This window comes from bacterium (assembly GCA_019637795.1).
Classification (GTDB): Bacteria; Desulfobacterota; Binatia; order HRBIN30; family CADEER01; genus JAHBUY01.
Genome location: JAHBUY010000005.1, coordinates 403,961 through 422,869, shown reverse-complemented (window position 1 = coordinate 422,869; position 18,909 = coordinate 403,961). Strand labels below are relative to the sequence as shown.

Sequence of the window (18,909 nt, the reverse complement as noted above, 5' to 3'; positions counted from 1 at the left end):
GACCAGAGGCGCTGAGACTGAAAGCGGCACGCTACGTCCTCGCCGCGCGCCGCGTCGGTGCTGGAGTTACCCAGGCGGCGCCGCTGCCCGCGGACCAGGCGGAGGTGGTCGAGGTGCTCGACGCCATAGCCGCCGACGCGGAGACGATTCGCCAGGTCTACGCGCAGATGCACAGCGCTGAGATGGATGATGTCGGCGCGCTCACCGCCGCCGAGAAGCCCAGCGGGCCGCAGCTGGAGGCCGAAGGCCCGGGCAGCGGCATCCGGCGTGCGCAGGAGCGGCTCGAGCGCCGCAAGCAGCGCCAGCGCGAAGCCGCCGACCTTGGGAGGCGGTACCCCGCCGAGCGCGTAATCATCCGGCCCCCTGCGGGCAGGCCGGGCGTCCGCCCTCCGGTTGAGGTGGAGGTGGTGACGTTGGGAATGAGGATTGAAGAAGCAGTCGCCAGGCTGCTCGCTGCCGCCGCGGCGCTCGACGCGAACGCCGGCGCCGACGGTGGGCACCATGATAGCTAGTGCAGCTCGTCGAGGACGTCGCTCCGCAGTCGCTTGTATTCCTGATCCGACAGAAGCCCCTTGTCGTGCAGACTCTCGATTTTCTTGAGCCGCTCTTCGACGGAGCCCTGCGCAACGGCCGGCGCCTTATTCGCCAGGGAGGTAACCGGCTGCAACTCGACTTCCGCAGGCGGGAAGTACGTCACACTGCGAAAAATGAGCAGGATACCAGCGGTGAAGACGGCACCCACGATGCGTCCCGGCGCGACGCGTCGGGTGAACACGCCATCGGCCGCTTCATAGTTCTCTTTCTCGACTTTGTAGGTGTACTGCTTCGCACCGCTGTCTTCCGGCAGCTGGTAGTCCACCGGCGTGATGCCGACGAACTTACCGTTGATCGTTGCCTTTGCTCCCGGCGGATAGGTTTTGAGGCTCAGCGTCTGCGTCCCGCACCCGGCGGCGGTGATGACAGCACACGCAGTCGCGACTGCTGCATGGCGCATATATTCCCCCCTGAAAAATCGGTCCGCGATTACGGAACACCGCGACGAAATGCAACCGGCGTCGTTAGCCGACGGTCGCGGTGCCCACCGCGCAGACGAGGAGCACGACCATGCCCACGACGAATAGATCCATGAGTGCCGCGTCGCACGCCCACCTGTTACCCGTTACGCCTGTTGCCCCAGGATTCGGGATGCGGCCGGCCGCGCGAAGAGGTCACGCGCACGCTGGATCCCTCGGCACCTGCTGCCGCATGCGGTCGTGTGTTGCCGCGCCGGCGATGGCCCTGCTAGGCTCGCCCGCGATGACGCTCACCGCCGTATTCGAGCCCGCGGAGGAAGGCGGGTTCATCGCATACGTGGAAGAGCTACCCGGCGCCAACACGCAGGGCGAGACGCTCGAAGAGGCACGCGCCAACCTGCTCGACGCGGTCGCCCTGCTGCTGGAAACGAACCGCGAAGCCGCCGAACGCGAGATTGCCGGCCGGCCGGTGATCCGCGAGCCGCTGCATCTCGGCGAGTGAAACGGGTCGACCTGATTCGCCACCTCGAAGCGCACGGCTGCGCATTCGTGCGCGAAGGCGGCGCCCATACCGTGTACCGCCACGCTGCCAGCGGCCGGCAATCGACGGTCCCGCGGCATCGCGACATCAAAGAGGGACTCGCACGCCGCATCTGCGACGCGCTGGGCGTGCCGCGCCCGTAGTGCCATCCGCGGCGGCGCCGCGCGCGCCGAGGGGCGTGGACCGCAACACCCGGCCGAGGGACGACCATGTCTCTTATCGATTGAGAAGACTGATGGTCATGCAGTAGACGCTCCGTCCAAGGGGGGACGGCTGTGAAATACGGCAGACGTGGGGTCGCGATCGCGGCATCGCTAGCGGTGATCATGTTCCTTCCGACGATCGCGATGGCGGGCCCCGCGCGATTCGTGGACAACCATGACGGCACCATCACGGACACGCGGTACGGGCTGCAATGGGAGAAGAAGATCAGACGAGAAGGGTTCGCGGGCGACTACTCGGACCTGGCGCACGCGGATAACGCCTATCCTTGGTCCGGCTTGTGCGAGGGGAACCCGGCGAAGCTCTGCCAACCAACGTCCGAGGCGGCGGCTCTGTGTGCGGCCGAGCGGGAGGGGGCAGCGGTGGGGTGCGATGAATGCGCCGAGGCCGAGGGGCCGTGCGTCGCCGACAGCATTCTGGCCAGCGAGGTTCCCAAGACCGCGTGGGCCGTCGCGGCGGCACGGAACGCGATGAGCTTCGCGGGCCATGCGGATTGGCGATTGCCCACACGGAAGGAGCTCCGCAAGATCCGTCATCGCCGCCACGAGGGCCGGGGCGGAAATATCTTCTCGGCATTCGACGCAGCAGGGTGCGGGCCGTCGTGTACGGACATCACCAGCGAAGCCTGCTCCTGCAATCAAAGCGGAGAATACTGGTCGGCGACCACCTACCCGCGCGATGCGACGATGGCGAGGGCCACCTACTTCAGTTACGGCGGAGCATCCTCGCACAAGAAGGGCGGCACCAGGGAATACGGGTACGGTGGGTTGTACGTGCGCGTGGTTCGCGGGCCGCGGTTGAAGTAGGTTGCGGTCGACCGCTCCGAGGAGGGGCGTCACGCAGCGATCCAGGCCCCAGGGGTGGGCGCCGTGAGGAGCGCGCTACGCGGGCGCGGCGGCCGGGGGCAGGTCAGAGGCATCGCACCCTCCCCCGATGCGCGTACGCGTGGCACAGGGCCGGCGCGCGCGGAGCGACGTACCTGTTCTCGTCCAACTCGATTCCGCGAGGCCGAGCGGGCGCATGGCGTCCGCGACGTGCCGCCGGGTGCTTACCTGGTGCTCACCCGGCGCGTCTCGCTGAGCACGAGCCCGCGAAGAAGACGGGAGCCCTTGCGCCGCAAGGGCTCCCAAGAGCGCGCCCAGCATGATTCGAACATGCGACCTTCTGATTCGTAGTCTCAGGTAGCCCGTTTTCGCTCACCTTCGCTCTGCTCCGCTGCGGCGCGCTCCAGCCCTTGTGGCAGAAGGCGAAAGCGGCTATCTGCCGGCGCGATGCGTGCGTGCGCGTACTCTGCGAAACGCTGCCTTTTGCTTACCTAGTGCTTACCCACTAACCCGCTGATTGTTGGCTAGAACCCGCTGATTCTTGCCCGGAGGAGCCGCCATGCCCGACACGTCCAAGCGTGTGCACCTGACCAAGCGCGCCGCCGACGCCGTGGCGCCGCGCGCCGGCGGCGACGTGGTGCTGTGGGATGACGAGGTGCCCGGCTTCGGGATGCGCGTGAAGCCGAACGGGCGCAAGTCCTATGTGCTGCAGTACCGCAACGGGAGCGGCACCAGCCGCCGGGTGACTATCGGGAAACACGGCGTGCTGACGGCCGAGGGCGCTCGCGCCGAGGCGCGCCGGCTGCGCGCGCGCGTCGCCGAGGGCGGCGACCCGGCAACCGAGCGCCAGCGCCAGCGCCAGGCCGACTCGCTCGACGCCTTCGCCAAGCGCTATCTCAGCCACCATGCCGAGGCGCACAAGAAAGCCGCGTCAGTCGTGAATGATCGGCTGCTCTTGAAGCTGCACATCCTGCCGGCGCTCGGGAGTCGCAAGCTCGCCGACATCACGCGCGAGGACGTGACCAAGCTGCACCAGGCGATGCGCAAGACGCCGTACGCGGCGAACCGGATGCTGGCGCTGCTCTCGAAGATGATGAACCTGGCCGAGAAGTGGGGCGCTCGCCCGGACGGCTCGAACCCCTGTCGGCACGTCGAGCGCTTCAGGGAGAAGCGCCGGCAACGCTTCCTGGCGCCGGCCGAGCTGGTCGAGCTGGGCAAGGCGCTGGCCAAAGCCGAGCGCGAGAACGTCGAGCATCCATCGGTGGTGCCGGCGCTGCGCCTGCTGCTGTTCACCGGCGCCCGCCGCGGCGAGGTGCTCGGGCTCCAGTGGGCGCACGTCGACTGGGAGCACCAGTGCCTGAACCTGCCCGACTCGAAAACCGGCGCCAAGGCCGTGCACCTGAACGCGCCCGCACTGCAGGTGCTGCAGGCACTCGCCGAGGGGCGCGCCGATGACTCTCCGTGGGTGCTCCGCGGCCGGGCGAAGGGGAGGCCCCTGGTCGGACTGCCGCACGCCTGGCAGCGCATCCGCACGGGCGCCAAGCTGCCTGACGTGCGCTTGCACGACCTGCGGCATTCGTTCGCGTCGGTCGCGGCCGCCGAGGGCTCGAGCCTGCCCATCATCGGCGCGCTGCTCGGGCACACGCAGCCGGCGACGACGGCGCGCTACGCGCACCTGGCGGCCGACCCGCTGCGCGAGGCGGCCGAGCGCGTCGGCGCCCGCATCGTCCGGCTGATGCAGCCGCCGGCGGACGCGGCGGGCAGTGTGGTCCCGCTGCGCCGCCGCCGGGGCGGAATGCCGTTGCGCCAGCGGGCGCGGGGGCGCTAGCATCGACGCCATGACGCGGCTGCGCGCCATCCACGACCCGGAGCAACTGACCGCCAGCCTCGACCGCGTCGAGAAGGGCGAGCGCGTGCTGGTCGAGTCGGGTGGGAAAGCCGTGGCCGCGCTGGTGCCACTGGCCGACTTGGCCGCTCTCGAAGCGCTCGAAGATGCCGAAGATGTCGCCGCCGCCATGGCGGCGCTCGCCGACTCCGACGGCACAGTATCGCTCGCGGAATTGAAAGCGCGGCTCGGCCTGTAGGGCAGGGCCCGCGGTGGCCGCCTATCGGGTCGAGATTCGCGCCATCGCGCGCAAGGCAATCGAAGCCCTGCCGCGGCCCGCGCAGCGGCGCGTTGTCGCCGCCATTGAAACGCTGGCCGAGACGCCGCGCCCCGCCGGCTGCAAGAAGCTCCGCACGCCTGCCGGCGTCGACCTCTACCGCCTGCGGGTGGGCGAGTATCGCGTGGTGTACAGCGTAGAGGATCAAATGCTCGTGGTGCTCGTGGTGCGCGTTGCGCATCGCCGCGAGGTGTATCGCTGAGCAGCGCCGCCGCCCCGCCCCCAGCGTCCAGCCGCGTCGCAGTGCGGCACTCTAGGCGCGTCCGGGTCGATGTGATATGGGCGGCGCGCATCATCGTTCCGCCGCGCACGCGGCGGCCCCATTAGCTCAGACTGACCGGGCGCGGCGGAGAGACAGCCGCCGCGCAGGATGAGTCGCGCACGCGCGAGCGCAGTGCTCGTGGTGTGCCCATCACCCAGAGCTGCGACCTGACACGGTCGCGAAAGGGGCGGTCATGGTAGGCGAGCGCATGATGCGCGAGTCGGAGGTAGCGGCGCTGCTCGGCGTGAGCCGACGGACGCTGCAGGGGTGGCGGTGGCGCGGCGGAGGCCCGCCGTACGTGCGCATCGGCGGCGCGGTGCGGTACGAGCCGGCCGAGGTGCGCGCGTGGCTCGACGCGCAGCGCCGCACGTCTACCAGCGACAGCGGCGGCGAGGTGTCGCGATGATCGGCGCGGCGACTGCAGACGCGATGGCGGCCGACATGGCCGAGGCGCTCGGCACGCCCCCGCGGCGCTGCGCTGCGCTACTGCGCCTGGCCGACGTAGCGCCGGCACCGGTGGACTGGCTCTGGCCGGGACGCATCCCGCGCGGCATGGTGACGTTCGTTGATGGCGACCCGGCTGCGGGCAAGACGACGATCGCGCTCGACCTCGCTGCACGCGTGAGCACGGGCGCGGCGTGGCCCTGCGGCGCAGCGGGAGGCGAGCCGGGCGCGGTGCTCTACCTCACGGCGGAGGACGCGCTGGCGCAGACCATCCGCCCGCGCCTCGATGCAGCGGGCGCCGACTGCGCGCGCGTCTACACCCTCGACGCCGAGGCGCACGGCGGCGTGACCATGCAGGATGCCGACATCCTCGCTGACGCGCTGGAGCGCACCGGCGCGGTGCTGCTGGTCGTCGATCCCCTGACCGCCTATCTCGGCGCCGGTGTCGACATGCACCGCGGCGAGCAGACGCGCCCGGTGCTGCGCCGTATCGGCGCGCTGGCCGAGCGGCACGGCTGCGCGGTGGTCATCGTCCGCCACCTGCGCAAGTCGGGGACGGACCGCGCGCTGTACCGCGGGCTCGGCAGCGTCGACCTCGCCGGCGTCGCGCGCAGCGTCCTGCTGGCCGGTGTCGACCCGAGCGACGCGGACCAGCGCGCGCTCGCCCACATCAAGCTCTCTGTCGGTCCGCACGCGCCGACGCTCGGATACGCCATCGAGTCGGTACGCGTGCCGCTCAGCGACGGGCGCTGTGCTGACGTGGGGCGCGTGCGCTGGACGGGACCGAGCGACCTGACCGCCGACGCGCTGCTCGCTGCGGCGCCGGACGCCGACCAGCGCAGCGAGCTGGCCGAGGCCGTCGACTGGCTGAGAGAGCGGCTGGCCGAGGGGCAAGCGGTATCGCGCGCCGTCGAGCGCGAGGCGGGCGGCGCCGGTATCAGCGCCCGCACGCTGCGGCGGGCGCGCAGCGTGCTCGGCGTGCAGTCGCGGCGCACCGGCCTGCCCGGCCGCCGTGGCGGCGGCGAGTGGGTGATGGCGCTGCCCGGCTGCGCCGTCGCCGACGCCGACGAAGAGACAGGCGTGATCGCCTAGGGCGCGGCGATTAGGCGGCCGAGCGCGCACGCTTGGACGCCTTAACGATGATTTCACCGGCAGGCACCCGTAAGTGCACGACGCATCATGTCTTTGAGGCGCGATTAAGATGACCACGATTAAGCTGACCAAGGTGAGTTGGTCACCTAAACGGAGGACCGATGGACCGCACGGCTACTGAGCTGCTCGACGTGCTCACCCGCCGCGGCGTCCGGCTGCACGTCGACGACGCTGGCCAATTGCACTACCGCGCGCCGCGCGGGGCGCTGGATGAGCAGACGCGCGAGGCCCTCGCTCGCTACAAGGCGGAGTTGCTCGCCGCGCTGCGCGCCGAGCCGATAACTGACGGCACCGTCGCCGCCGTACTGCTGCGCGGCACCTGCTGGGGCGAGCTGTGGCTGATCGCCGGCGATGACGTGCTCGCCGAGCATCCCGACGTCGAGCGCAGCGGCCTGCCGGTTGTGCGCTTCGCCGAGCTGCCGTACCTGCACCGCCTCGACGCCGAGGGGCTGCGGGCGCTCGGCCTGGTCAAGCGGACGTGGCCGACGGCGCGGGTGCTCCAGTGACGGCGCCGACGGTCGCGCTCGACTTCGACGCGGAGGCGCTCGCCCGGGCTGGGCTCCCGGCGCTCGGGCGCCGCTATCTGCTCTGGCGCACGTTCCCGCCGCGCAAGCCGGGCGGCAAACCGGTCAAGTCGCCGTGCGCGCCGGCCGGCTACCCAGTCACGGGGCACGACGAGCGGCGGTGGCTCGACTTCGAGCGCGCCGCGCCGCTCGCGCAGCGCTGCGGCTACGGGCTCGGCGTCGCGCTCGGCTGGGGCGTGGGTGGGCTCGACCTCGACCGCTGCCGCGCCGAGGACGGCACGTTGTCTGACCTGGCGCGCCGTCTGCTCGGCTACTTCCCGACCTATGTCGAGCGCTCGCCGTCAGGGACGGGCTGCAAGGCATACTTCCTCGCCGGCCCGGCATTCCGCGTCTCGGCGAAGGATGACGAGCGCGGCGTCGAGCTGTACGCCGGGCGGCGGTTCTTCGCGCTCACCGGGGCGCCGCTCGGCGAGCTGCGCCCGCTCGCCGACTGCACCGCCGCTGCCTGCACGCTGGCCGCGGTGCTGCGCCCGCCGCGGCCAGCGCCAGCGTACACGGGACCGCCGCGCCCGCTCGGCGAGACGGCGAGCGAGGTGCTCGCCCGGTGCGATACTGTGCGCGAGCGGCCGAGCATCCACGGCGGCACGGTCTACACGCTGCGGCGCTGCCCGTGGACGGGCGAGGAGCACGACGGCGGCGGACCGTACGCCATCGCATTCCCGGACGGCGCCCTACGTGTCTGCTGCGAGCGGAGCAGCCACGGACCGCGGACGGCGATGCTACGCGGCGCTGGAGCGCGGCGGTGAGCGCTCGACGGCGGCAGCGCGCGCGACGCGCCGACCTGGCGCCCGCGGTCCCCTCAGCGTGCCCGCCGCCCTTGACCGACGCCGAGCGCGCCGAGGTGCAGGCCTTCGCGGCGCGCCAGGCGAGCCGACCGCGCCCGCCGCGTTTCAAGGCCGCCAAGAAGGCCGACGGCAGCGAGGCGGTGTCGCCGGCGGACGATTCCGGCTCGGCACTGTTCGTCGCGCGTGTCGCGCGGACGGTCGGCGCCAGCGAGGAAGCGGCGGCCGAGTGGCTGATGGGCCAAGCGGCGCTGGCGACCGAAAGCGCGGCGCTCGCCGACAAGTGCAACACCGCCATGGCACTGCTCGCCGGTATCGGGCCGCGCGACGAAGCCGAGGGAATGCTAGCGGTGCAAATGGTCGCCGCCCACAACCTGGCGCTGTCGATGGCGCGCCGGGCGCTCAAGACGGACCGCGTCGACTTCCTGGCGACGTACAGCAACCTGTCGGCGAAGCTGATGAACGTCTACACGCGGCAGTTGGAGGCGCTCGCGCGGCTGCGCGGGCAGACGGGACAGCAGACGGTGCGCGTCGAGCACGTCACGGTGCAGGCCGGCGGGCAAGCCGTCGTCGGCAACGTGGCGCCGAGGGGGCGGGGGGATGACGAGCAAGGCTGACGAACAACCCCATGCACCGCGACCGCGGCCCCACACACCGCCATCCCACAGACGGCGCGGCTGGCTGCGCCACGGCAATCCCACTGGCGACCCGTCGACGGCGCCACGCTGCGAAGCGCAGACGCGGACGGGGACGCCATGCCGAGCACCGCGGGTGCGCGGCCGGGGGCGCTGCCGGATGCACGGCGGCGCGCACGGTAGCGGCGCCCCGTTGGGAAACCAGAATGCCTGGAAGCACGGCGAATACAGCGCGGCGGCCGTGGTGCAGCGGCAGGCGGCGAGGGCGCTGCTCGGCTACTTCCGGCGCGGCATGCCTCCGGCGCCTGGCGTCGACGTGGAGGCGCTGCGGGCGACCGCCAGGCGTGGCCGCCCATGACACTGCCCGATCGCGTGGCCGCCCATGGAGGCGCCCTGGCGCTGACCGTGCGCGGTGGCTGCGTCGAGCTGCAGTGCCGGCGTTGTGGACTGACGCTACAGCAGCCGTTCCGAGAACCGATCGCCGCGCAGTGCCCACGCTGCGGCGCGGACTGGCGGCGGTAGCCGCGAGCAGCCGGGCGCAACCCGGCGCCGGCGAGCGGTCGCACTGTCGCAGCGTCGCAGGGCGGCCGGCGACATCTGCAGCGCTCGACGAGGGGCAATAATTCTACAGAATCACTGTTGACACTCCCAGGATTCGCTCGTATACAGAAGGGGAATCGCAGCGAATCGCATGGGAGCGACGATGGCAAAGGCGGTGGCGTACCTGAGGGTTTCGGGCAAGGGGCAGGTGGACGGCGACGGCTTCCCGCGCCAGCGCGAGGCGGTCGTGCGCTACGCCCGGGCCGCGGGCTTCGAGCTGGTCGGCGAGTACCGCGACGAGGGCGTGAGCGGCGCGAAAGAGCTGGAGGACCGCGAAGGGCTCTCCGAGCTGCTGGCGCGCATCCGCTCCAACGGCGTGCGCGTGGTTATCGTCGAGCGCGCCGACCGCGTGGCGCGCGACCTGCTGGTCGGCGAAGTCATCCTTGGCCAGTTCCGGGACCTTGGCGTCAAGGTGATCGCGGCCGACAGCGGTACCGAGCTGACCGCCGGCGACGATGACCCGACCCGCACGTTGATTCGCCAGGTGCTCGGCGCCGTGGCACAGTTTGAGAAGGCCGTCATCGTCTCGAAACTCAAAGCCGCGCGCGTCCGCAAGCGCCGCGCTGAAGGCCGCTGCGAGGGCCGCAAGCCGTTCGGCGCGAAGCCGGGCGAGGCCGAGGTGGTCGCCTACATCCTCAAGCTGCGACGCAAGCCGAAGGGCGGCGAGCGCCTCAGCTTCCAGGCCATCGCGGACCGCCTGAACGCCGAGGGCGTGCCGACCCGCACCGGGCGGCCGTGGGCGGCCGAGACGGTGCGCGGCATCGCGCAGCGCCGGCGGTCGGGGCAGGCGGCATGAAGGAGCGCGGCGCGCTGCCCGACCGCGAGGCGGCGGCGCTCTGGGCGCTCGCTCGGCAACGGGGCGTGCACGTGACCGAGCACGCGGCGCGCCAGTTCTGTGCCCGCATCGCGCCCGGCCTGAGTCTTGAGGAGGCGCGCGCCGCCATTCGCGACGAGCTGGTCGCCCGCGGGCGGGCGCCGCGCCCCTCGCACAGCGGCGCCGGCATCATCGTGCGTGCGCGCGGCGGGCGCTATGCCTTCCGCGCCGTCATCACCCCCGCCAGCGGCGGGCCGTTGCCTGAGGTGGTCACGATCTACGCGAGCGGTGCCTGACGAGGGCCGCGAAACGGCGCCGGGTGCTTACCTAGTGCTTACCCAGGCAATCCGTCGGCGCTGAGCCCCAGCCCGCGGAAAGGCCGGGAGCCCTTGCGCCGCAAGGGCTCCCAAGAGCGCGCCCAGCATGATTCGAACATGCGACCTTCTGATTCGTAGTCAGACGCTCTATCCAACTGAGCTATGGGCGCGTGCGGGTTCGGTAGGACTTGGCCGTGTACCACGCGAGTTTTTGCGTCGCAAGGCAGGGGTGGACGCGCGGCGCGTTGGCCGTCGCCGGCGCATCGGCGCGCGTTGCTTTTCGCCCGCCGCGCCACTAGGGCGGAGCGCGCATGGCGCACGACGACAATCACGGCCTCGATCGCGAGCTGGTGGATTTCACCGTCCTCGACCGCTGGATGGACGAACGGGGATTGCCGGCGGGCGCGATCGGCGACGTGCGGGTGCTCGCCGGCGGGACGCAGAACGTGCTGGTGCGTTTCACGCGCGGCGGCGGCGACTACGTGCTGCGGCGCGGGCCGCAACACCTCCGGCCGGCGAGCAACGAGGTCCTGCGGCGCGAGCAACGGGTGCTGACGGCGCTCGCCGGCACCGACGTGCCGCACCCGCGCTTCATCGCCGGCTGCACCGACGAGACCGTGATGGGCGGCGCCGTCTTCTACCTCATGGCGCCCGTCGAGGGGTTCAATCCCTCCACCGGCCTGCCGCCGCTGCACGCCGGCGACCCGGCGATCCGGCGCGCCATGGGGTTCGCGGCCGCCGACGCGCTGGCCAGTCTCGGGCGCGTCGACCATGTCGCCGTCGGGCTCGCCGACTTCGGCAAGCCGGAGGGGTTCCTGGAGCGCCAGGTCGGCCGCTGGATGAAGGAGCTGGAGTCGTACGGCCGCTACGGCGGCTATCCCGGGCCGCAGATTCCCGGTCTCGATGCCGTCGCCGCCTGGCTGGATCGCCAGCGACCGACGAGCTGGACGCCGGGGATCATGCACGGCGACTATCACTTCGCCAACCTCATGTTCGCGCTCGACGGGCCGCGCCTGGCGGCGATCGTCGACTGGGAGATGTGCACCATCGGCGATCCGCTGCTCGACCTCGGCTGGCTGATCGCCACCTGGCCGAGCGAGGGGTTCGCGAGCCCGGCGGCGGCGCTGGCCGAGGGCGGGGCGCTGCCGACCACCGACGAGGTGGTGGCGCGCTATGCGCGCGGCTCGCGGCGCGACCTCTCGGCCATCCAGTGGTACGCCGTCATGGCCTGCTTCAAGCTCGGCATCGTGCTCGAGGGCACGCACGCCCGCGCCTGCGCCGGCAAGGCGCCGAAGGCGACCGGCGATCTCCTGCACGCCATCACCCTCGGCCTCTTCGCGCGCGCCCAGGAGCTGATGGCGCGCTGATCGGCGCGCCGTCAGAGCAGCTCGCTCGCCAGGTGCGCGAGCTTCGAGCGCTCGCCCTTCTCGAGATTGACGTGGGCGTAGAGACGCTGCCCCTGCATCTTCTCGATCAGATAGCTGAGGCCGTTCGACTGCGCGTCGAGATAGGGGTGGTCGATCTGGAAGACGTCGCCGGTGAACACGATCTTGGTCCCCTCGCCGGCGCGGGTGATGATCGTCTTCACTTCGTGCGGGGTCAGGTTCTGCGCCTCGTCGACGATGAAGTAGATGCGGTTGAGGCTGCGGCCGCGAATGTAGGGGAGGGCGGAGACGGTGAGCTTCTCGTCGTCGAGCATCTGCTGGATCTGCTGGCTCGCGGGTTTGCCGTCGCCGTTGCCGTTCTGCCCCATGATGACCGCCAGGTTGTCGTAGATCGGCTGCATGTAGGGGTCGAGCTTGGCCTTCACCTCGCCCGGCAGGTAGCCGATGTCCTTGTTGCTGAGCGGGACGATGGGGCGGGCGAGGAAGATCTGCCGGTACAGCCGCCGCTGCTCCAGCGCCGCCGCCAGCGCCAGCAGCGTCTTGCCGGTGCCGGCGGTGCCGGTGAGGCTGACGAGCGGGATCTCCGGGTCGCAGAGCACGCTGAGGGCGAAGGTCTGTTCGGCGTTGCGCGGCGAGATGCCGAACACCGGCGCCTTGTTGACCCGCCGCACCACCCCGTCGGTGGGATCGAAGCGCGCCAGCGCCGACTTCTGGTGATTGCGCAGGATGAGGCTCTCGTTGGCGATCAGCGGCGTCCGCAGCGCCAGGTGCTCGGGGGGCACGGCGCCGCCCGCGTAGAGGTCGTCGATGACCGTCGCGTCGAGGTCGCTGACCTCCCGCTTGCCGGTGTACAGGGTGGCGAGATCCTTGACGTGGTCGGTCAGGTAGTCGTCGCTCATCAGGCCGACGGCCTTCGCCTTCAGGCGCAGGTTGACGTCCTTCGACACCAGCACGACGCGGCGGCGCGTGTTCTCGCGCGCCAGCGTGTAGGCGCAGTTGAGGATCAGGTCGTCGGGCTTGCTGCGCGAGAAGTTGAACGCGAGGTCGGGATGGAGCTCGCGCTCGAGCTGGATGCGCACCGTGCCGTGGCCGGGGCCGATCGCCACGCCGCGCTCGAAGATCGCCTCGCCGCCGAGCGCATCGAGCGAGCGCAGGAATTCGCGGGCGTGGTAGTTGATCGACTGGCTGCCCTTCTTGAACTGGTCCAGCTCCTCGAGGACGGTGATCGGAATGACGATCCCGTGCTGCTTGAACTGGGTCAGACACGAGCTGTCGTGCAGGATGACATTCGTGTCGAGGACGAACGTCTTGCGCGCTTCCGCCACCGCCATCACCCCTCCACTGCTCCCTCCTATACGGCACGCGGCGGGCGGCTCACAACAAAAAACCCGAGCCCGCGCGCCCGCGATGCGGGGCGCCGTCCGCCCGCTCGCCGGCGCGGCGCTCAGCGGCTCGGCGCGCCGGCCGACTGCGGCTTCAGCGTCATCCGGTACACCGTCTGGCCCTCGCCGTTGACGATGCTGACCGAGAGGCGGCCGCTGGCGAGGACTTCGATGACGCCGAAGTTGAACCAGCGGACGGCATCGTCGAACGAGGGGATGCCGTCCGCGCTCGGCGGCGCGTAGAAGAAGAGGCGCTCGGGGCGGAAGGTGGGGTCGAGCGCCTGCTGCGGGAAGACGCCGGCGTTGAGCGGGCCGGTGATCAGCTCGCGCGACTCCCACTGCGGGTCGTCGGCGATCGGCCGGTAGACGAAGCCGGTGGCGAAGTGGACGTCGGTGGTGATCCAGAGCGGGTTGCGGACGCCCCGCTGGTGCAGCACCGCGAACAGCTCCGCCGCCTCGTGTTCGAAGCCGCGGTCGGTGTCGCCGGAGGCGAAGCCGTCGCCGTTGGTGGGGATGGCGAGCGGCACGCTGGCGACGATGATCTTCCAGGTCGCGGTCGAGGCGCCGATCGCCTCCTCCAGCCAGCGGCGCTGCTGCGGGCCGAGCAGGCTCTTCGGCGCCGCGGGATCGTCGGGCGCGCCGTTCGGGTCGCGGTACTGGCGGGTGTCGAGGAGGAAGATCTCGACGTGCTTGCCCCAGCGCTGGCTGCGGTAGAGCCGGGTGGGATCGGCGGCCGGCGGTTGCAGCGGCTGATAGTCGAGGAATGCCGCCAGCGCCGGCGCCAGCAGATGGACGTCGGGTTCGCCGGGCGGCGAATCGTGCGCCGGACCGGCATCGTTGACGATCTCGTGATCGTCCCATACCGCCGCCATCGGCGTGCCGGCGAGCAGGGCCTGCTGGCCGGGATCGGCGCGGTTGTAGCGCCAGTGCGCCCAGTAGCCGGCGCGATCGCGCGCCGGCGGCGGACCCGGAATCTGCGCGTTGCCGTAGCGGCCGGTCGGGTGGCAGGCGTCGTCGCCGTAGATCATGTCGCCGAGGGCGATGAAGAGATCCGCCTGGCGCGCCGCCATCACCGGGAAGATCGGGTAGCCGCGGGTCGCGTCGCGGCAGACGTTCTGGCCGCCGAGGTCGCCGCTCCACAGGATGCGCAGCGGCCGCGCCGCGTCGGGCGCCGGCGCGGTGGTGAAGTGGCCGTCGGCGCCGTCGCGGTCGCCGCGCGCGTTGTCGCCGTCGGCGCTGCACCAGGCGCGATAGGCGTAGCGCGTGTTCGGGGTCAGGTCGGCGAGCGCGATGCGGCCCGTGTAGTCGCGCTCGGCGTCGACCGCCACCTCCGCCTGCCGCTCGCCGTCGAGGCGAACGTGGAGGGACCCGGCGCGGTCGCAGCGGCCCCAGACGATGGCGCTGGTGTCGGAGACCTCGCCGACCGCCATTCCGTGGGTGAGCGTCGGCGGCGTGGGCGAGACGCCGCCGCGCAGGCCGCCGCAGGCGGCGAGCAGCGCGGCGAGCGCCAGCATCGGGCGCAACCGGGTGGTCATCGCCGCACCGCCGCGGGCGGCAGGCGCAACAGCAGCGGCGCGCCCTCCGGCGCGCCGATCGCCTCCAGGCACGGCTCCGCCGCCGCTCGGCCGCACGGCCGCACCAGATCGCGGCGATAGAAGACCGTCTCGCCGCCGCTGGCGACCGCCGCCCAGGCGCCGCCCAGCGCCGACAGCAGCGGCTCGGGAGCGAGGGCCGGGCTGATGGCCAGGACGTCGAAGTCGGCGCCGATCGCCGCCGCGGCTGCGGCCACGTCGGCCACGGCGGCGTCGGCCAGCTCGGGGAGCCGCCAGGCGCCGACGCGCAGCGGGCGCGCCGCCGGCAGAGGCAGGGGAGTCGGGGTCAAGGCCGCCGTGGCGACCGGCGTCCCACCGGCGGTCACCGCCTCTGCCGCGCCTGCCGCGGGCGCGGCGGCGGCAGGCGCGGCGCCGGCGATCAGTGGCGTCGGCGTCGCCGCTGGGGCGGTGCCCTGGCAGCGGGCGATGGCGTCGTCGTCGGCGGCGATGGCCGGATCGCGGATCCACGCCTCCCAGGCGCCCGACCAGCGCGGGCTGTTGAAGTCGCCCAGGGGCCGGGCGAGCAGATAGTACTGCCGCCCGGCCTGGGCCTCGAACGTCAGCTCGCAGACGCCGGTGCCGGCCTGGGCGGGGAGCGACTTCAACCCCAGCGCGCGCGCCGGCAGCTCGAAGACCAGCGTCAGGTGGTGCGGACCCGGGGCGACCTCGAAGGCCGAGACATCGAAGGCGCCGCCGCGGCGGTGCTGGCCGTCGATCTCGCGGACGACCGTGGATCCGACGTTGATCACCGCCACCTCGCCGGGCGAACGGGGCGGGGTCGGCGACATGTGCGCGGTGCAGCCGGCGAGGACGAGCGCGGCCGCGACGAGGCGGATGTCAGGACCTGTCGATTCCCCGGTGCGCACGGCCTGCCGCCTTTAGCCGGCCGACGGGGCCGGTCTCAAGGGGGCGGAACGCGGCAGTCGAAAAGCTGACGCATTCCTTCATTCCGCGGGATTGGCGACGGGGCCGCGGGGCGCCTGCCGGCGCAGAAACCGGGGAACCTGGCTGTGCATGTTCCCCATCGGAGTGGTGGGCGAATCGGCATGCATCTTGCCTTTGCTGAGCGAAGAAGGACGCACGCGAGGTGAAGCACATGACTGACGAGACTCGTACGACCACCGTCGAATCGCGGCCGGCCGCGCCCGACACCGTGCCCCCGCCCTCGCACGCCGAGGTCGAGGCGCAGGGTGGCGTGATCCGCTACCTGCGACGGCAGGTGGGGCTGACCCAGGAGGAGCTGGCGCACGCCCTCGGCATCACCGTCGGCACCGTCAGCCGCTGGGAGAAGGGACGCTTCCGTCCGAGCCGGCTGGCGCGCACGCTGATCCTGGACTTCGCCCGCTCGCACAACGTGGCGCTCGACCTCAAGTCGGCGTCGCGCTCGAACTAGACCCCCCGAACCGCGACGCCCCCGATGCGGCCGGGCGTGACGCGGGGGCGCCGCTCGCCCCCGCCGCCGGCCGCTCCTACGGCCCCTTGCAGTTGGCGCCGTCGAGGACGCTGCCCTTCAGCTTGGTCTTGCACGAGGGCTTGGGCGAGGTGGCAATCGGATTGCCGGTGAACAGGGCCTCGGCGCACTGACCGGCGCGCGCCTGGGCGCTGGCCACACCCGGCGCCGGCTGCGCGCCGAGCGCGACGTCGACCTGAATGCGGGTGAGCGGCAGGTCGGGATCGCGCAGGAGGGTGGCGCTCTTCGCCTTCACCTTGAACTGCAGCGCCCGCTTGCTGGACTGCCGCCCGTCCTTGATCTGCACCGAGCTCACCCCCTGGGCCGAGCCGGGCGCGCAGGCGGGCGGCAGCGCATCGCTGCGGTTGCGATACTTCCAGATCGTGGCCGCCGGCGAGCCGCCGCTGGTCCAGCCGTCGCCGGCGATGCAGCCGGCGCCGCCGGGCACGCTGAGGTCGAAGATCGGCCCGCTCGCGTCGGCGGCGTAGAGGTGCACGCCGTTGCTCGCCGGATCGATCGGCAGCGCCGCCGGCGGGACGTTGAAGAGGCCCTTGATCAGCATGCCCTGCGCGCCGTCGTGGGCCGAGAGCTTGGTGGCGAGGAAGCCGAACTTGGCCGGGAACTGATCCGGCGGCGTGGTCGGCGGCGAGGTCCAGGCGATGGTCGTGCACTCGTCGACGTCGTCGATCTTGCCGTCGTGATCGGTGTCGGCGCAGCCCGGAATGGGAACGAACTGGCAGCCGGCGGACTGGGCGCAGGTGTCGATGGTGCAGGGATCGTTGTCGTTGCAGACGGCGGGGACGCCGCTGCACACCCCGTTCAGACAGCCGTCGTTCACCGTGCACGGGTTGTTGTCGTTGCAGGCGTTGAAGTTGTTGGTGTGGAGGCAGCCGCCCTCGTCGCTGCAGGTGTCGTCGGTGCAGACGTTGTAGTCGTTGCAGTTCGCCGCCGTGCCGACGCAGACGCCGGCGACGCAGCGGTCGTTGCTGGTGCAGGTGTTGCCGTCGTCGCAGGCGGCGGTGACCGGGACGTGGAGGCAGCCGCTCGCCGGGAGGCAGGTGTCGAGCGTGCAGGGGCTGTTGTCGTCGCAGTTGGCGGCCGCGCCGCCGACGCAGACGCCGGCGACGCAGACGTCGCCGACGGTGCAGGCGTTGCCGTCGGAGCAGGCGCCCTGGATCACGGCATAGAGGCATTCCAGGCCGTCGGCCGAGCAGGTGTCGGTGGTGCAACTGTTGCCGTCGTTGCAATCGGCGTTGGATTCGCAGACCCGGCAGGGCGCCAGCAGCGGATCGAGCACCGGCGTGGTCGCCGGCGAGAAGCTGGCGGCGATGGTCGGCGGCGCGGCGCGCGTGCCGTAGCGGACGCTGATCCCGCCCGAGCCGGCCTGGAAGACGCCGCGCAGGGTCAGCTTGTCGTGCGCTTCGACGCGGATGTCGCCGGCGTTGCCGGTGGCGGTCACCCGCGCGGTGCTCGCGGTGTCGACCTTGCAGCCGATCAGACCGAGATCGCCGCCGCCGTCGACCAGGGCGCTGCCGCCGCTCGCGGTGACGGTTCCAGACACCGTCAGGCTGCCCGTGGCGTTGAGCTCCAGCAGGGTGGCGCCCGGCGAGGTGGTGGTGCGCCCGTTCGCCCGCAGTTGGCCGGCGACGACGATGTCGCCGTCCGACTGCAGCACCAGATCGCCGGCGCCGCCGGTGCCACCCTGGAGGTCGATCACCGCGTTGCTGGCGACCTGGATCAGGGTGCGCGCCGACACGTCGAGATCGCCGCCGTCGCCGTCCGTGCCGTCGCCGCTCATCCGCAGTGAATTGTTGAAGAAGACCCGCCGGGCGTCGATGTCGAGGAAGCCGCCGGAGCAGTCGAGGCCGCGGCCGCGCATGTCGATGGGGCCGTTCAGCAGGACGTCGCCGGTGGCGAAGATGTCGATGTCGGCGGCGTCGCCGCAGTTGCCGCCGCTGCTGCCGCCCAGGCCCGTCAGGGTGCCGATGGTGACGGTGCCGCCGTCGATGGTGGCCAGGCCCGCGTCGCCGTACTCGCTGCTGCCGGACAGGTTGAGGTTGTTGATGGTCAACGCGCCGGCGGCGGTGACGTCGAGGTAGCCGCCGCCGGACTGGCCGCCGGTGAGGACGAGGGAGCCGCTCAGGATGACGTTCCCCGGGGCCTGGATGACGAGCGTGCCGCCGGCGCCCTGGCTGCCGCCCGAGAGCGAGATGGTGCCGCTGTACGCGACGTCGGCGGCCGAGGTCATGGTCACCGTCCCGGCGGAGGCGATGATGCCGTCGGCGGCGACGTTGATGCGGCCGCTGCCGGAGATGGAGCCGATGCCGGTCGTCAGGGTCAGCGTGCCGCCGTCCTGGCCGGTGAGGCGGATATCGCCGGCGGTGGTCGTGCCATTGAGCTGAATCGCGTTGACGGCTTGGATGGTGAGGGTGCCGCCCGGGCCATTCGAGCGGCTGCCTTTGATGACGCCGTCGCCGGTGGTGCGAAAGGTCCCGCAGCGGATCGTCAGGCTGCTCAGCGCGCCGCCCGGCAGCGGCGACATGGTGATCTGCTTCTGCAGCACCACCGTGCGGGTGCCGAAGTCGAGCACGATGCCGGGATCGGCGGCCTTGTCGGCGCTGATCACGCAGGGGTCGCCGGTGCAGAAGGAGTTGGGGTTGCTCAACGCCAGGGCCCGTCCGACGGCGCACACCGCCAGCACCCCCACCAGGACTCTGCCACCCCAACCGACCATCGATTCGCCTCCCG

Annotated in this window: 22 protein-coding genes and 1 tRNA gene; 17 read left to right on the top strand and 6 right to left on the bottom strand. The window is 71.7% G+C overall.

Annotated elements, in window-relative coordinates:
- Positions 1–104: 104 nt before the first annotated feature.
- On the top strand, positions 105–512 hold the full coding sequence (locus KF840_18875; protein ID MBX3026975.1) for a hypothetical protein: 408 nt from the start codon (positions 105–107) through the stop codon (positions 510–512).
- Here KF840_18875 and KF840_18870 read toward each other — a convergent pair.
- The gene (locus KF840_18870) at positions 509–994 is read right to left on the bottom strand and encodes a PEGA domain-containing protein (GenBank protein ID MBX3026974.1); all 486 of its coding nucleotides are present in this window, start codon (positions 992–994) and stop codon (positions 509–511) included. The two genes, KF840_18875 and KF840_18870, sit on opposite strands and share 4 nt — an antisense overlap.
- 302 nt (positions 995–1,296) lie before the next feature.
- On the opposite strand from KF840_18870, the gene KF840_18865 reads away from it, so the two are divergent.
- The 14 genes from KF840_18865 (at position 1,297) to KF840_18800 (ending at position 10,331) form a co-directional block, all read left to right on the top strand.
- Positions 1,297–1,515: a type II toxin-antitoxin system HicB family antitoxin gene (locus KF840_18865; GenBank protein ID MBX3026973.1), complete on the top strand. Its 219-nt coding sequence runs from the start codon at positions 1,297–1,299 to the stop codon at positions 1,513–1,515.
- The gene (locus KF840_18860) at positions 1,512–1,697 is read left to right on the top strand and encodes a type II toxin-antitoxin system HicA family toxin (protein MBX3026972.1); all 186 of its coding nucleotides are present in this window, start codon (positions 1,512–1,514) and stop codon (positions 1,695–1,697) included. The genes KF840_18865 and KF840_18860 overlap by 4 nt, the downstream gene beginning before the upstream one ends.
- A gap of 132 nt (positions 1,698–1,829) precedes the next feature.
- A complete protein-coding gene (locus tag KF840_18855) occupies positions 1,830–2,582 on the top strand; it encodes a DUF1566 domain-containing protein (protein ID MBX3026971.1) in 753 nt (250 codons plus the stop codon).
- A gap of 577 nt (positions 2,583–3,159) precedes the next feature.
- Positions 3,160–4,428 carry a tyrosine-type recombinase/integrase gene (locus KF840_18850; GenBank protein ID MBX3026970.1) on the top strand — a complete coding sequence of 423 codons (1,269 nt, stop codon included), beginning with the start codon at positions 3,160–3,162 and terminating at the stop codon, positions 4,426–4,428.
- Between the two features lie 10 nt (positions 4,429–4,438).
- The gene (locus tag KF840_18845) at positions 4,439–4,684 is read left to right on the top strand and encodes a type II toxin-antitoxin system Phd/YefM family antitoxin (protein MBX3026969.1); all 246 of its coding nucleotides are present in this window, start codon (positions 4,439–4,441) and stop codon (positions 4,682–4,684) included.
- Between the two features lie 13 nt (positions 4,685–4,697).
- Positions 4,698–4,964 carry a type II toxin-antitoxin system RelE/ParE family toxin gene (locus KF840_18840; protein ID MBX3026968.1) on the top strand — a complete coding sequence of 89 codons (267 nt, stop codon included), beginning with the start codon at positions 4,698–4,700 and terminating at the stop codon, positions 4,962–4,964.
- Between the two features lie 253 nt (positions 4,965–5,217).
- Positions 5,218–5,430, top strand: a complete 213-nt coding sequence (locus tag KF840_18835; GenBank protein ID MBX3026967.1) for a helix-turn-helix domain-containing protein — start codon at positions 5,218–5,220, stop codon at positions 5,428–5,430.
- 23 nt (positions 5,431–5,453) lie between these two features.
- Positions 5,454–6,560: an AAA family ATPase gene (locus KF840_18830; protein ID MBX3026966.1), complete on the top strand. Its 1,107-nt coding sequence runs from the start codon at positions 5,454–5,456 to the stop codon at positions 6,558–6,560.
- A 161-nt stretch (positions 6,561–6,721) separates the two neighbouring features.
- Positions 6,722–7,126, top strand: coding sequence for a hypothetical protein (locus KF840_18825; GenBank protein MBX3026965.1), 405 nt, complete (start codon positions 6,722–6,724; stop codon positions 7,124–7,126).
- Positions 7,123–7,950: a hypothetical protein gene (locus KF840_18820; protein ID MBX3026964.1), complete on the top strand. Its 828-nt coding sequence runs from the start codon at positions 7,123–7,125 to the stop codon at positions 7,948–7,950. Before KF840_18825 ends, KF840_18820 begins: the two co-directional genes overlap by 4 nt.
- A 71-nt stretch (positions 7,951–8,021) precedes the next feature.
- Positions 8,022–8,603 carry a hypothetical protein gene (locus KF840_18815; GenBank protein MBX3026963.1) on the top strand — a complete coding sequence of 194 codons (582 nt, stop codon included), beginning with the start codon at positions 8,022–8,024 and terminating at the stop codon, positions 8,601–8,603.
- Between the two features lie 211 nt (positions 8,604–8,814).
- Positions 8,815–8,979, top strand: coding sequence for a hypothetical protein (locus KF840_18810; GenBank protein ID MBX3026962.1), 165 nt, complete (start codon positions 8,815–8,817; stop codon positions 8,977–8,979).
- 345 nt (positions 8,980–9,324) lie between these two features.
- Positions 9,325–10,017 carry a recombinase family protein gene (locus tag KF840_18805; GenBank protein MBX3026961.1) on the top strand — a complete coding sequence of 231 codons (693 nt, stop codon included), beginning with the start codon at positions 9,325–9,327 and terminating at the stop codon, positions 10,015–10,017.
- Positions 10,014–10,331: a hypothetical protein gene (locus KF840_18800; GenBank protein MBX3026960.1), complete on the top strand. Its 318-nt coding sequence runs from the start codon at positions 10,014–10,016 to the stop codon at positions 10,329–10,331. The genes KF840_18805 and KF840_18800 overlap by 4 nt, the downstream gene beginning before the upstream one ends.
- A 117-nt stretch (positions 10,332–10,448) precedes the next feature.
- On the opposite strand, the gene KF840_18795 is transcribed toward KF840_18800, so the two are convergent.
- Positions 10,449–10,522: transfer RNA gene (locus tag KF840_18795), tRNA-Arg, on the bottom strand.
- A gap of 141 nt (positions 10,523–10,663) precedes the next feature.
- Between KF840_18795 and KF840_18790 the strand changes: the two genes are divergently transcribed.
- Positions 10,664–11,719 (top strand): phosphotransferase family protein, encoded by a 1,056-nt coding sequence (locus tag KF840_18790; GenBank protein MBX3026959.1) that lies wholly within the window; start codon positions 10,664–10,666, stop codon positions 11,717–11,719.
- Positions 11,720–11,730: 11 nt separating this feature from the next.
- Here the strand turns inward: KF840_18790 and KF840_18785 are convergent, their stop codons facing one another.
- The 3 genes from KF840_18785 to KF840_18775 form a co-directional block, all read right to left on the bottom strand.
- On the bottom strand, positions 11,731–13,068 hold the full coding sequence (locus KF840_18785) for a PhoH family protein (protein ID MBX3026958.1): 1,338 nt from the start codon (positions 13,066–13,068) through the stop codon (positions 11,731–11,733).
- Between the two features lie 113 nt (positions 13,069–13,181).
- Positions 13,182–14,654: an alkaline phosphatase D family protein gene (locus tag KF840_18780; protein MBX3026957.1), complete on the bottom strand. Its 1,473-nt coding sequence runs from the start codon at positions 14,652–14,654 to the stop codon at positions 13,182–13,184.
- On the bottom strand, positions 14,651–15,577 hold the full coding sequence (locus KF840_18775; protein ID MBX3026956.1) for a hypothetical protein: 927 nt from the start codon (positions 15,575–15,577) through the stop codon (positions 14,651–14,653). Before KF840_18775 ends, KF840_18780 begins: the two co-directional genes overlap by 4 nt.
- Before the next feature lie 230 nt (positions 15,578–15,807).
- On the opposite strand from KF840_18775, the gene KF840_18770 reads away from it, so the two are divergent.
- Entirely contained in the window at positions 15,808–16,104 is a 297-nt protein-coding gene (locus tag KF840_18770; GenBank protein MBX3026955.1) for a helix-turn-helix transcriptional regulator, read from the top strand.
- A 76-nt stretch (positions 16,105–16,180) separates the two neighbouring features.
- Here KF840_18770 and KF840_18765 read toward each other — a convergent pair whose 3' ends face one another.
- Positions 16,181–18,895: a hypothetical protein gene (locus tag KF840_18765; protein ID MBX3026954.1), complete on the bottom strand. Its 2,715-nt coding sequence runs from the start codon at positions 18,893–18,895 to the stop codon at positions 16,181–16,183.
- Positions 18,896–18,909 lie beyond the last annotated feature (14 nt).

Bases quoted from the DNA above. Each gene is read 5' to 3' on its own strand.
- KF840_18870 (MBX3026974.1), bottom strand. From the start codon at position 994: ATGCGCCATGCAGCAGTCGCGACTGCGTGTGCTGTCATCACCGCCGCC.
- KF840_18865 (MBX3026973.1), top strand. From the start codon at position 1,297: ATGACGCTCACCGCCGTATTCGAGCCCGCGGAGGAAGGCGGGTTCATC.
- KF840_18850 (MBX3026970.1), top strand. From the start codon at position 3,160: ATGCCCGACACGTCCAAGCGTGTGCACCTGACCAAGCGCGCCGCCGAC.
- KF840_18845 (MBX3026969.1), top strand. From the start codon at position 4,439: ATGACGCGGCTGCGCGCCATCCACGACCCGGAGCAACTGACCGCCAGC.
- KF840_18835 (MBX3026967.1), top strand. From the start codon at position 5,218: ATGGTAGGCGAGCGCATGATGCGCGAGTCGGAGGTAGCGGCGCTGCTC.
- KF840_18830 (MBX3026966.1), top strand. From the start codon at position 5,454: ATGGCGGCCGACATGGCCGAGGCGCTCGGCACGCCCCCGCGGCGCTGC.
- KF840_18825 (MBX3026965.1), top strand. From the start codon at position 6,722: ATGGACCGCACGGCTACTGAGCTGCTCGACGTGCTCACCCGCCGCGGC.
- KF840_18805 (MBX3026961.1), top strand. From the start codon at position 9,325: ATGGCAAAGGCGGTGGCGTACCTGAGGGTTTCGGGCAAGGGGCAGGTG.
- KF840_18800 (MBX3026960.1), top strand. From the start codon at position 10,014: ATGAAGGAGCGCGGCGCGCTGCCCGACCGCGAGGCGGCGGCGCTCTGG.
- KF840_18790 (MBX3026959.1), top strand. From the start codon at position 10,664: ATGGCGCACGACGACAATCACGGCCTCGATCGCGAGCTGGTGGATTTC.
- KF840_18785 (MBX3026958.1), bottom strand. From the start codon at position 13,068: ATGGCGGTGGCGGAAGCGCGCAAGACGTTCGTCCTCGACACGAATGTC.
- KF840_18780 (MBX3026957.1), bottom strand. From the start codon at position 14,654: ATGACCACCCGGTTGCGCCCGATGCTGGCGCTCGCCGCGCTGCTCGCC.
- KF840_18770 (MBX3026955.1), top strand. From the start codon at position 15,808: ATGACTGACGAGACTCGTACGACCACCGTCGAATCGCGGCCGGCCGCG.
- KF840_18765 (MBX3026954.1), bottom strand. From the start codon at position 18,895: ATGGTCGGTTGGGGTGGCAGAGTCCTGGTGGGGGTGCTGGCGGTGTGC.